Source organism: Streptomyces sp. NPDC027185, from assembly GCF_055567035.1.
The window spans coordinates 701,538-713,667 of the sequence record NZ_JBVHRF010000001.1 but is presented as its reverse complement, the minus strand read 5'-3'; the positions used below and the strand labels follow the sequence as shown (position 1 = coordinate 713,667).

The 12,130-nt window shown below is 74.2% G+C and carries 10 protein-coding genes; all 10 read right to left on the bottom strand.

Going from position 1 to position 12,130, the window contains the following annotated elements:
• Positions 1-4: 4 nt before the first annotated feature.
• Positions 5-511, bottom strand: a complete 507-nt coding sequence (locus ACZ4M8_RS03075) for a hypothetical protein (protein ID WP_467602888.1) — start codon at positions 509-511, stop codon at positions 5-7.
• Positions 512-657: 146 nt separating this feature from the next.
• Positions 658-1,032, bottom strand: a complete 375-nt coding sequence (locus ACZ4M8_RS03070; protein WP_467602886.1) for a hypothetical protein — start codon at positions 1,030-1,032, stop codon at positions 658-660.
• Positions 1,033-1,169: 137 nt separating this feature from the next.
• The gene (locus tag ACZ4M8_RS03065; protein ID WP_467602885.1) at positions 1,170-2,114 is read right to left on the bottom strand and encodes a TauD/TfdA dioxygenase family protein; all 945 of its coding nucleotides are present in this window, start codon (positions 2,112-2,114) and stop codon (positions 1,170-1,172) included.
• 661 nt (positions 2,115-2,775) lie between these two features.
• Positions 2,776-3,612 carry a carbohydrate ABC transporter permease gene (locus tag ACZ4M8_RS03060; RefSeq protein ID WP_467602883.1) on the bottom strand — a complete coding sequence of 279 codons (837 nt, stop codon included), beginning with the start codon at positions 3,610-3,612 and terminating at the stop codon, positions 2,776-2,778.
• 6 nt (positions 3,613-3,618) lie between these two features.
• Entirely contained in the window at positions 3,619-4,527 is a 909-nt protein-coding gene (locus ACZ4M8_RS03055) for a carbohydrate ABC transporter permease (RefSeq protein ID WP_467603453.1), read from the bottom strand.
• Between the two features lie 77 nt (positions 4,528-4,604).
• Positions 4,605-5,873 carry an ABC transporter substrate-binding protein gene (locus ACZ4M8_RS03050; RefSeq protein WP_467602882.1) on the bottom strand — a complete coding sequence of 423 codons (1,269 nt, stop codon included), beginning with the start codon at positions 5,871-5,873 and terminating at the stop codon, positions 4,605-4,607.
• 313 nt (positions 5,874-6,186) lie between these two features.
• Entirely contained in the window at positions 6,187-7,005 is an 819-nt protein-coding gene (locus tag ACZ4M8_RS03045; RefSeq protein ID WP_467602880.1) for a putative protein N(5)-glutamine methyltransferase, read from the bottom strand.
• A gap of 234 nt (positions 7,006-7,239) precedes the next feature.
• Complete coding sequence (locus ACZ4M8_RS03040) at positions 7,240-8,193, bottom strand: oxidoreductase (protein ID WP_467602879.1); 954 nt, start codon at positions 8,191-8,193, stop codon at positions 7,240-7,242.
• Positions 8,194-8,629: 436 nt separating this feature from the next.
• Complete coding sequence (gene nirD / locus ACZ4M8_RS03035; protein WP_467603451.1) at positions 8,630-9,091, bottom strand: nitrite reductase small subunit NirD; 462 nt, start codon at positions 9,089-9,091, stop codon at positions 8,630-8,632.
• 8 nt (positions 9,092-9,099) lie between these two features.
• Positions 9,100-11,742, bottom strand: a complete 2,643-nt coding sequence (gene nirB, locus ACZ4M8_RS03030; protein WP_467602877.1) for a nitrite reductase large subunit NirB — start codon at positions 11,740-11,742, stop codon at positions 9,100-9,102.
• Positions 11,743-12,130: the final 388 nt, after the last annotated feature.

Sequence of the window (12,130 nt, the reverse complement as noted above, 5' to 3'; positions counted from 1 at the left end):
GAGGTCAGGCAGGCTTTATGGCGCTGGAGGAGGCCGTCGGGTCCTGCCAGCCCTGTTTGTTGGTGACCTGCTGCTTGATGAGCGTCTCGTTGAAGTCTTCGTTCTCGGCATGGTTCTTGGACATCTCCGCCAGCGCCTTTCCGATCTTCTGGAACTGCGCGGAGAGATGGCCCATCGACTCGTACATGCCGTCCCGGACGCCTTCGTAGACGACGCCGAACTTCTCGCCGATGTCGTCATCGCCCCACGGCGGGGCGCCGGACATGCTGTCGAGCGTCGTCAGACCGCCGACGAACTGCTGCCCGAACGACTTCTCCGGCTCGGCGCCGCCGCCCGGCTTCGCGGTGGCGGGCGGCCCGGCGCCCAGCGCGCTCAGACCGTCCATCAGCCGCGTGACCGACGCGGAGAAGTCCTCGCCGAGCTGGCTGAAGTTCTCACCCTGGGCCTTCAGGCCCTCGGTATTTACTTGAAAGCTGTTCGATCCGGCCACGATGTCCCCCGACTCCGTCATGGTTCTCCCATGACACTTTCAAGCCGGAGTGTAGCGAGGGGCACTGACAACGGAACAGGTGAGAAGAGCCACGCGCTGTTCCGGCGGCCGGGCACGGGCGCGACGGCGGACGGTGCGTACCGCCGTCACGCCCGGTGCGCGCGAGGTCAGCCGGGCTGGTTGCCGCGGAGCCGGCGGTAGAGCCTGACGGCGTCCGCCGGCGGGAAGTTCGGCAGGAAGGTCAGCTCGCCGTCGTCCTTGGCGATGACGACGTGGGTGCCGCCGGGGCTCGGCGGCGGGGCGCTCGGATCGTCCGGGAGCGGCCAGCCCGCGTGGATGAGGTAGCCCTCGTCGAATTCGTGGACGAACAGCCCGGAGGGGCCGCCGGGCGAACCGACCGGCGGGAAGTGGGACCGCCCGATCTCCAGCGCCTCGTCCGCGCTGTGCGGCACCGGTCCGCCCGTGGTCCGCGCCTGCGGCGGAGGCGGGGGCGGCGGCGGAGGCAGGGCGGAACCGCCGACCGGCGTGCCGGGGTCAGTCATGGGTGCTCCTCGTTCGGTGCGCTGCTGATGAGGACGGTCAAGGTAACCCACGCGTCCGGAGGGCGACCGGTTTCGCAGGAGGACGTGATCTCCGCCGCCCCGGGGCGGCACCCCCCTCGCGCGGGGCGCCGTCCGGCTCAGTACGGCCGGTCGCCCGCGATGGCGACGCGTTCGGCGACGCGGCGGTGCGGGGCGTAGTCGGCGACGGCGTAGTGCTGGGTGGCGCGGTTGTCCCAGAAGGCGATGTCGCCGGGGCGCCACCGGAACCGCACCTGGAACTCCGGCACATGGGCCTGCTGGAAGAGCAGCCGCAGGACGCGGTCGCTCTCCTCCTCGGTGAAACCGGTGATGCGGGTGGTGAAGGAGGTGTTGACGAAGAGCATCCGGCGGCCGGTCTCGGGGTGGCGGCGCACCACCGGGTGCTCCACCGGCGGGAACGTCTCCTGGAACGGGGCGAGTTGCTCGGGGGAGTAGAAGCGGGCGAAGCCAGGGAGGTAGTCGTGGACGGCGCGGGCGCCCTCGATACGTTCCTTGATCTGCGCGGGGAGGTTGTCGTACGCGGCGGCCATGTCGGCCCACATCGTGTCGCCGCCCGCCGGGGGCACTTCGCGCAGTTGCAGCACCGCGCCCATGGCGGGGCGGGCACGGAAGGTCACATCGGTGTGCCAGACGTTCTCGAACGTCGGGGTGGTCCCGGCCGCCTTGTCGAAGCGGACCACGTCCTCACCGGCGCCCCTCGCCAGCAGCGGATTGGTCTCCAGATCGCCCCAGTGGGCGGCGAAGGCGCGCTGGTCGGCGCTGGTCAGATGCTGGTCGCGGAAGAACAGCACCTTCCATTCGAGCAGTGCCCGGTTCAGCTCGTCACGGAGTGCGGGCGTCAGCGGGCGGGACAGGTCGAGCCCGTGGATCTCGGCGCCGATGGTGCGGGCCAGCGGACGGACGCCGAAGAGTTCGTAGGGCCGGTCCTGCCAGCCGTCGGGGGTGCGGCGCAGGACCCGTTCGCCCTCGTACAGCCCGTCGGCGGGGATGCGGTGCGGGCGCAGTGCGGGGGTGGTGCGGGCGGGATCGGCGATGACCGTCAACGGGACCTCCTGGGGGAGCGGGAGCGGTTACGGCGAGGGGGTACGGGTGCGCGCGGTGCGCCGGGGGACGCGGGCGGCGCGGGCCGGAGCCGTCGGAGGGGCGGCGGGGCGGGCGTCGCCGGCGCGGAGCGGTGGCCGGTCGGCGTAGGGGCCGGGCTCAGGCCGTACAGAGAGTGCCGGGGGGCGAGCCCACCCGGCCGCGGCGGCGCAGGAAGCTCAGGCCACGGGGGGCGCAGCCGCCGTGGACACCGCGGGGGCGCGGCTCACGGGCGAACGGCTGCGTGCACATGCCAGGCACCGTACCGCATCCTTCCCGGGGCGGAGCGGATGCGCGGGAGACCCGGCCCGGCGCTGTGGGACGGACCTCTATCCGGTGCGCCGCCCGGGTGCGGGGCCGGTGCGGGCGGTTCCGGGCGGCGCGTCCGGCAACGGCGGCCGGCCGTCCGCGCGTGGCACCCTCCGGGACGGCTGATGCGTATCCGCCCTGGTGGAGCGGCGGATACGCATCAGGCACCGGGCACGCGCCAGCCCGGGGTGAGGCGCCGGGCACGCGCCAGCCCGGGGTGAGGCGCCGGGCACGCGCCAGCCCGGGGTGAGGCGCCGGGCACGCATCAGCTTCGGGGCGAGGTGCCGCGGCACGCGTCCGCCCCGGGCGGGTCCCTCAGTCGTCGATGCCCGAGCGTTCCACCCCGGCGACGATGTACCGCTGGAGGAGCAGGAAGACGACGATCAGCGGGGCGATGGAAACCCCGGCGGCGACGAAGAGTTCGTGGAGGTTGATGCTCTGGGCGGTGGTGAAGGTCGACAGCGCCACCTGGACCGTCCACGCCTCCTGGTCCTGGCCGATGACCAGCGGCCACAGGAAGGCGTTCCAGGCGCCGATGAAGACGATGGTGGAGACGGCGGCGAACACCGGGCGGGAGTTGGGGACGACGATGCGCCAGTACGTCCGCCAGTAGCCGAGGCCGTCGACCCGCGCCGCGTCCTCCAGCTCCCGGGGGAAGCCGAGGAAGTACTGCCGGAAGATGAAACAGGCGAACGCGCTGAACAGCGTGGGGATCACCAGACCGCGCAACGTGGAGATCCAGCCCAGCGACGAGACCAGTACGAAGCTCGGGACGAAGGTGACGGCCGCCGGAACCATCAGCGTGCCCAGGATCGCGTAGAAGACGGCGTCGGCGCCGCGGTACGGGATGCGGGCCAGCCCGTACCCGGCGAGGGAGGCCAGCAGGACGGTGCCGAGCGTGGTGGAGACGGCGATCAGGGTGGAGTTCAGCAGCGCGCGGCCCAGCGGGAGGTTCGGGTCGTCGAAGACCTCGGTGAGGTGGGACCACTGGAGGTGGCGCGGGAAGAACGTCCAGTCCGGGGCGGTGATGTCCGCCTCGGTGGCCAGGCCGTTGCGGACCAGCAGGTAGAAGGGGATGAGGAAGAGCAGCGCCAGGGCGCACAGCAGCGCCACCCGCAGCGCGCGGCCCACCCGGATCCAGGAGTGGTGCATCGGCGGTCAGTCCTCCTTGCGGCCGAGGCCGAGCCAGCGGGCCTGGAGGACCGTCGCCACCGCGATGATCAGTGCGAGGATCACCGCGCCCGCGCTGCCCAGCCCGAGGTTCTGCTCCCGGCCGAGTGCCGTGTAGTAGAGGTAGACCAGCGGCGGCCTCGCGTACGGCGGGTAGCCGCGGGCGTCGCTGAGCAGGTTGTAGAACTCGTCGAACGCCTGGAACGCGTTGATCACCAGCAGCAGCACCACCGCCACGGACGTGGCGCGCAGCTGCGGGAAGGTGATGTGACGGAACGTCTGCCAGCCGGGGCGCGCGCCGTCCACCGCCGCCGCCTCGTAGAGCTGCGGGGAGATCCGCTGGAGCCCGGCGAGGAAGAGGATCATGTAGAAGCCGGCCTGGAGCCAGAGCCGGACGGTCACGATGACCAGCCAGTACCAGGGCGGATCGGTCGTCGACAGCCACGCCGTCTGGTCCGCGCCGAACCAGCCCAGCACGGTGTTGGCGAGGCCGAAGCGGACCCCGTTGAAGAGCGACAGCTTCCAGATCAGCGCCGCCACCACATAACTGCACGCCGTCGGCAGGAAGAAGACCGACCGGAAGAACGCCTGGGCGACGCGGAGCCGGTTGACCATCACGGCGAGCGCCAGCGACAGCGCGTACGTCGCCGGGACGATGAAGAGGGTGAACAGCGCGAAGGTGCCCAGGCTGGAGAGGAACGCGCCGTCCGTCAGCATCGACGCGTAGTTGCCGAGCCCCACGAAGTCGGTCGGGGTGACGGTGTTGTGCGCGTCGAAGAAGCTGAGGTAGACGCTCCACGCCAGCGGGACGTACGTGAAGAGCGCCAGGCCCAGCGCGAACGGACCGACGAAGATCCAGAACCACAGGGAGCGGCGCTGCGGGCCGAAGAACGTCACACCGGGCGTGCGCGCTCGGCGCTCCGCGGTGCCGCGCGCCCCCTGCCCGCCCGGGGGCGCCTCCGCCGTCCGCGCTGTCACCGCTTCCTGACCCGGGCCAGTTCGGCGCCGACCTGGCGGACGACGGTCCGCAGTTCGTTCTCCGGGGCGGCGCCGTCCTTGATGATGCGGCTCAGCGCGTCCTGGTAGGCGGTGCGCGACGCCGTCGTCCAGCGCAGCGGTTCGGCGTGGCCGTGGTCGGTGGCGTACCGCACCGCGTCGGCGGCGGCGCCGGTCCGCAGCCGCGCCGCCTTCTTCGCCAGCGACGTACGGGCCGGGATGTGGAAGCCGTAGGACAGGGCGAAGTCCTGCTGGAGATCGGTGCGTTCGATCCACAGCCAGGACGCGAATGCCTTGGCCTCCGCCTTACGGGGGCTGCGCGCGCTGACCGACGAGGCGTAGGCACCCACCGGGACGGCCGGTGCGCCGTGCGGGCCGTCCGCCGGGAAGGGCAGGACACCGAAGTCGTCGCCGAAGGTCTGCTGGACCTGCGGCAGCGCCCACAGGCCGGACCACTGCATCGCGGTCAGCTCCTGGAGGAACGCGGCCGGGTCGGACCAGTCCGTGGGGGCGCCGAGCAGCAGGGACTTGTCGGCGTACAGGCTGCGGATCTTGCCGAGGGTGCGGGCGGCCACCGGGTCGTCGAAGCCGACCTTGCCGTCGTCGGTGACCAGGCTCAGCCCGGCGGCGAAGAGCGGGGTGCCGCCGAGGACGCCCGCGCCGCCGTCGTTGCCGAGGAAGAGCCCCTTGGTCTTCTTCGTCGTCAGCTTCCGCGCGGCGTCGACCAGCGCGTCGAGGGTGCGCGGCGGTTCGAGGCCGGCGTCCTTCAGCAGGCTCTTGCGGTAGTAGAGCAGCTGGGTGTCGATGGTCTGCGGGATGCCCCAGACGCGGTCCTGCCAGATCTTGGGGGCCAGCACCGCCTGGTTGAAGTCGTCCTTGACCGGCTCGATCTCGGCGGTCAGGTCGACGATCTGGCCACCGCGGATCTGATCCAGCGTCGGGCCGTTGGCCTCGAAGACGTCGGGGCCGGAGTCGGTCAGCAGCGCCGCGGCGGTCTGCCGGTCGTAGTCGCCGGGCCGCCATTCAACGGTGACCTGCGCCTTCTTGTACGACGCGGCGTAGCGGCGGACGGCCCGCTCGACGCCGGGCTCGCCGTACTGGTGGTACCACTGGCTGATCCCCGGGCCCGAACCACCGCCGCCCCGGCCGGTGTTGGAGCCGCAGGCGGCCAGTGCGCCGGTGAGCGCGAGCCCGCCGGCGGCGGCCAGCACCCCTCTCCTGCCGATGCCTGTGCCGGTGCCCGTCATGGCCTCGCCCCCTGTGTCCGCTGCCCGTTGCCTGCCGACGGTGATCGGCGATCACCGCGTGGTGCCCGACCACTGTGCCGTACGCGTGTGACCACCGCATGGCAACTGGACGAATCCGCACGGTGAGCGGCGGGGTGGCGGTCGGGGCGGGGCGTGCCGGGGGTGCGCGGCGGGGCGCGGGGGGGTGAGCCGCGCGCCCCACCGCGCCCCGGGGCGGAGGGTACGGCCCCTGGGAAGGGCAGGGGCCGGCGCTCCCCGGGGCGCGCCCGTGTTCAGGGTTTCCCGGGGGGCGCCGGTCCTCCCAGGGCGCGCGTCAGGCGCCGTTCGCCGGACGGGTGCCGATGACGACCGTCGCGGAGCGTTCCGGGCAGTGTTCGCTGCGGGCGCGCAGACCGTTGGCGGTCAGGGCGCGGAGGGCCGCCGGTGCCTGGCGTTCGCCGGTCTCGCTCAGCAGGCTGCCGCCGGGCGCGAGCCAGCGCCCGGCTTCCGCGGCGACCCGGCGCAGCACGTCCAGGCCGTCGGCGCCGCCGTCCAGCGCCACCCGTGGTTCGTGCTCCCGCGCCTCCGGCGGCAGCAGCCCGACCTCCTCGGTCGGTACGTACGGGACGTTGGCCAGCAGGACGCCGATCCGGCCGCGCAACTCCTCGGGGAGCGCGGCGAAGAGGTCGCCCCGGTGGACGCGGCCGCCCACCGGGGCGGTGTTGGTACGGGCGCAGTCCACCGCCACCGGGTCGATGTCGGCGGCGTGCAGTTCGACCGGCCCGGCGCAGGCGGCCAGCGCCGCGCCCAGCGCCCCGGAGCCGCAGCACAGGTCGACGACGACCGCACCGGGCCGGGTGAGCCGGGCGGCCCGGTGGACGAGGAATTCGCTGCGCCGCCGGGGGACGAAGACGCCCGGCCCGACGCGCATCCGCAGGCCGCAGAACCCGGCCCAGCCCAGGACGTGTTCGAGCGGCAGACCGGCCGTGCGGCGGTCCGCCATGGCGGCGAGTTCGGCGGGTGTACGGGCGGTGGCGAGGAGCAGTTCCGCCTCGTCCTCGGCGAAGACACAGCCGGCGGCGCGCAGACGGGCGACGAGACCGGGGAAGGGCGGCGGCGGGGTGACGGGAGACGCGGGTACGGCGTCGGACATGAGGGCCTTTCGGGGTGCCGAAAAGGGCGCTCTCCGGTCACCTCTGCCTGGTGAACCGCGCGGTGTCGGGGTGAGAGCACCCACCGGATACAGCGGTGATGGGTCCCACCTCCTCGTCTCGTCCACCGGGAATGCGCCGTCACTCTACCCCGGGGGCGTGCGCCGGGCACCCGCGCGCCGGTCGGCATCCGGGGCGCTCCGGACGGCCGCCCCGGGGCGGTGCGCGGGCCCGGCTCAGGCCGGTTTCCGGGGGCCGCGCTCCGTGAAGTCGTAGTGCACGCCGGTGAGTTCCTCCGACACGGTCCAGAGGCGGGCGGCGGCCTCGTCGTCGCGGGCCCAGGGTGCGCGGGGGGAGGGGGCCGGGGCGCCGCGGAGCAGGGCGCGGGGGCCGACGAAGGTGTCCGGCTTCAGGTGCGGCGCGGTCGCGGCGCACAGCACGGGCAGCGCGCCGCCCTCGGGGCTCTGGCCGAAGAGCCGGTTGCCCAGCTCCATCAGGCGCTCCGCGGACCGGCGGCCCTCCATGCGGGGCGCCGTGGTCATCAGGTTGGTGGCGGCGTACCCGGGGTGCGCGGCGGCCGCGACGACACCGGAGCCGGCCGCCGCCAGCCGCCGCGCCAGCTCGTGGACGAAGAGGAGGTTGGCGCTCTTGGAGCGGGCGTAGGCGCGCCAACGCCGGTAGGAGCGGGCGCTGTTGAGGTCGTCGGGGTCGATGCCGCCGCCGAGGGCGTGGAGGAAGCTGGAGAGGGTGACGACGCGGGCGCCCGGGGTGGCGAGCAGCCGGGGCAGCAGCAGTCCGGTGAGGGCGAAGTGCCCCAGGTGGTTGACGCCGATCTGCCGCTCGAAACCGTCGGCGGTGGTGCCCCGGGGGAGCGCCATCACGCCCGCGTTGTTGATGAGCAGGTCGAGGCGGACGGCGTCGAAGCTGTCCAGCCCGTCGGCGAAGGCGCGGACGGAGGCGAGGTCGGCCAGGTCCAGGCGGCGGAACTCCGCCTCGGCGGCGGGCACTTCGCGCCGCAGCTCGGCGAGGGCCGCCTCACCGCGCGCCGTGTTGCGGCAGGCCAGCACGACCCGGGCGCCGCGCCGGGCCAGCTCGCGCGCGGTGGCGTAGCCGATACCGCTGTTGGCGCCGGTGACGACGGCGCAGCGGCCGGTCTGGTCCGGGATGTGGCTGGGGCTCCACCGGGGCACGGCGACTCCTCCGTCGGGATCCGTCGGGGACGCGCATCAGCGTACGCCGGGGGCGCACGGGGCTGGGCGCGAGCGGGGGAGCGGAGGCGCCCGCGTGCGGCGACGGGGCGGGAGGCGCCTGTTTCCTCTCTGCTTTCCGGGTCCCTGGCCTGGGAGTTTGCCCCTCTTCCCGGGCCGGGTTTCCCCTTGGGCCGGCCTTCTGCGGGGGCTCTGCCCTCGGGTGCTCGCCTCTCTGCCGGCGGCGGCCCCGGGCGGAGACTCCTCTCGGGCGGCGGGCACCCCCGGGGAAGCCTCTCCCCGGGCTCTGCTCCTCCCCGGGCGCCCGCCCCGGGGCAGCTCGGAGGACGTACGCCGGCCCCGGCGGCCCCTTGTCCGGTGGCCGGTGGCCGGTCGCCCCGGGACGGCGCCCTGACCGCCGCCCCGGCGCCCCGTCCCGCTACGCCTCCCGGACCCGTACCGGGTACACCGGCACGGTCGTCCCCGGATCGTCCAGGCAGACCCCCGTGGAGAGGTCGAAGCGCTGTTTGAGCAGCGGGGAGGCGACGTACGGGCGGCCTGCGGCGGAGCCGGTCAGGCCGCGGGAGAGGACCTGCGCGCCGGTGAACGGGTCGCGGTTGCCGATCGCGTGGACCGCTCCCGTCCGGTCGCGGAAGAGCGCCGCCTGAGCGCCGTCGGGCAGCAGTGCGGCGGCCCCGCGCCCGGGGGTGAGCGCGGTGAGCGGGCAGACCGGGAACCAGCCGCCGGGCCCGCGCACCTCGACGACGGGCGCCGTCGCGCCGGGGGCGGCGCCCGGAACGGCCCGCACGCCGGGGGCGCGCCCCGTGGCCGCCCCGGGGGACGCGTCCGTAACAGCTCCTCCGCCGGCTCCCGTGGCGGCTTCCGTCTCCGTGGAGGTCATCGTGGAGGTCATCGCGCGAAGGTCCCTTCCGGTGTGCGTACGGGCAGTTCTGGGCCGGCCAGCAGGGTGAGGTCCGGCTTGATCTGGTCGCGTTCGGGCACGAAGCGGACGGACGGGTCCGGTACGCCCGGCGCGTTGACGAAGGAGGCGAAGCGGGTCAGCCGCTCCGGGTCGGCGAGGGTGAGCGCCCACTCGTCCTCGTAGTGGGCGACATGCGTCGCCATCAGGGCCTCCAGCTCCGCGCAGAGCCCCAGGGAGTCGTGCACCACCACATCCCGTACGTGGTCGAGCCCGCCCTCGATCCGCTCCAGCCACGCCGCGGTGCGCTCCAGGCGGTCGGCGGTGCGGATGTAGAACATCAGGAACCGGTCGGTCAGCCGCACCAGTTCGGCGTCGGAGAGGTCCTGCGCCAGCAGGTCGGCGTGGCGGGGCGTGGCGCCGCCGTTGCCGCCCACGTAGAGGTTCCAGCCGCTCGCGGTGGCGATGACGCCGAAGTCCTTGCCGCGCGCCTCCGCGCACTCGCGGGCGCACCCGGAGACCGCCGCCTTCAGCTTGTGCGGTGCGCGCAGCCCCCGGTAGCGCAGCTCCAGTGCGATCGCCATCCGCGCGGAGTCCTGCACGCCGTAGCGGCACCAGGTCCGTCCCACGCAGGACTTCACCGTCCGCAGCGCCTTGCCGTACGCGTGCCCGGACTCGAAACCGGCGGCCACCAGCCGCGCCCAGATCCGCGGCAGCTGCTCGACGCGGGCGCCCAGCAGATCGATCCGCTGCCCGCCGGTGATCTTCGTGTAGAGCCCGAACTCGCGGGCCACCTCCCCGATGACGATCAGCTTCTCCGGGGTGATCTCACCACCGGGGATCCGCGGCACGACCGAGTACGAGCCGTTGCGCTGGAGGTTGGCCAGATGGTGGTCGTTGGTGTCCTGGAGCGCCGCCTGCTCGCCGTCGAGGACGTACCCGCCGGCGCCCACCGAGGGCGCCAGCGACGCCAGGATCGAGGCGACCACCGGTTTGCAGACCTCGCACCCCTCGCCGCCCCGGGCCGCCTCCCGCCCGTGCGACCGCAGCAGCGCGTCGTACGAGGTCAGCCGCAGTGTCCGGACGATCTCGTACAGCTGCGCGCGGGTGTGCGGGAAGCAGTCGCACAGTCCGGGGTCGACGACGGCGCCGGACGCGGCCAGCGTGTCGTTGACGACGGCGGTGAGTGTCCGCACGCAACTTCCGCAGCCGGTACCGGCCTTGGTGCACGCCTTCACCTCGGGCACGGAGGCGCAGGAGTGCGTGGTGACGGCCGCGCGGACGGCGCCGGTGGTGACGTTGTGGCAGCTGCACAGCACCGCGTCGTCGGGCAGCGTCCCCGGGCCGAGCGGTGCGGCACCCGCCCCGGTGGGCACCACCAGTTCCTCGGGTGCCACCGGCGGCACCGACCCGGTGAGCGGCCGCAGCATGCCGTACGCCTCGGCGTCGCCGACCAGTACCCCGCCGAGCAGCGTCCCGTCCGCGCCCACCACCAGCTTCTTGTAGATCCCGGCGCGGGCGTCCGCGTAGACGATGTCGAGGCTGCCGTCCGTGTCGCCGTGGGCGTCGCCGAACGACGCCACGTCCACCCCGAGCAGCTTCAGCTTGGTGGACACATCCGCCCCGGTGAACGCGGGCGCGTCCGGTCCGGCGATCGCCGCCGCGGCGGTGCGGGCCATCTCGTACCCGGGCGCCACCAGGCCGTACACCCGGCCGTCGGCGGTCTGCGCGCACTCGCCGATCGCGTAGACCGCCGGATCGGCGGTGCGGCACCGGGTGTCCACGACGATCCCGCCGCGCTCCCCGACCGGCAGCCCGCACGCGCGCGCCAGCTGATCGCGCGGCCGTACGCCCGCCGAGAACACCACGAGGCCCGCCGGGATCCGGGCGCCGTCCGACAGCTGAAGCGCGGTGACCGCACCGGACGCGTCGGTGACGATCTCCCGGCCGGCGACCCCGGTGTGCACCCGCAGCCCCTGCTCCTCGACCGTACGGCGCAGTGCCCGCCCGCCGCCCTCGTCGACCTGGAGGGCCATCAGCCGGGGCGCGAACTCCACGATGTGGGTGCGCAGTCCGAGGCCCTTCAGCGCCCCGGCCGCCTCCAGGCCCAGCAGTCCGCCGCCGATCACCGCGCCGGTACGGGAGCGGCCCGCGTACTCCTCGATGGCGAGGAGATCGTCGAGGGTGCGGTAGACGAAGCAGCCCGTGGCGTCCCGCCCGGGAACCGGCGGCACGAACGGGTACGAGCCGGTGGCCAGCACCAACGTGTCGTAGCGGACGGTGTGGCCGGAGCGGGCGGTGACGGTGCGGGCCTGCCGGTCGATCGCCGTCACCGGGTCGCCCAGGCGCAGTTCGATGCCGTTCCGGTCGAGGAACTCCGGGTCGCCCAGGGCGAGTTCCCCGGCGCCGCGGTCGGCGAAGTACGAGGTCAGCTGGACGCGGTCGTACGCCGGGCGGGGCTCCTCGGCGAGCACCACGACCCGGGTCCGTGCGGTGACGCCCCGCTCGGCCAGCTCCTCCAGGAAGCGCTGGCCGACCATGCCGTGCCCGATGAGGACGAGGACGGGTCTGTGCCCCGGGCCGGAATCGGGGGGTGCTGCGGCAGAGGGGCGCGGGGCGGCGGCTGCGGCCATGTCGGGGCCTCCAACACGAGGGAGCGGGCGGCGTGGCGACGGATCGCCAGGGCGCGGGACCGGACGGCGTCCAGCGTCCGCCGCCGCTGTTACTCCCGGGGAACCCCGCTGTTACCCGCGCGGAACGCCCTGCTCAGCGGGTGCGGAGCGGGGGTGTGAGGGGCGCGTGGGGTGCGGGGGAGGGGCGCAGGGGCGGGTGCCGGGCGCCGGGCGGCTACGGGGTCGCGAGCGCTGAGGGCTTTGCGGGCCCGGGGCGGGGGTGCGAGCGGAGGGCCGTGGGGGCGGTCGTGGCGGCGCGGGCCCTGGCGGTGAGGGGAGTTGCGCGCCGTGGCGGCGTGCGGCCGTGCGGTGCGCGTCCCCGGGCGGGCCGCGGGCGGGCCCCGGGCCG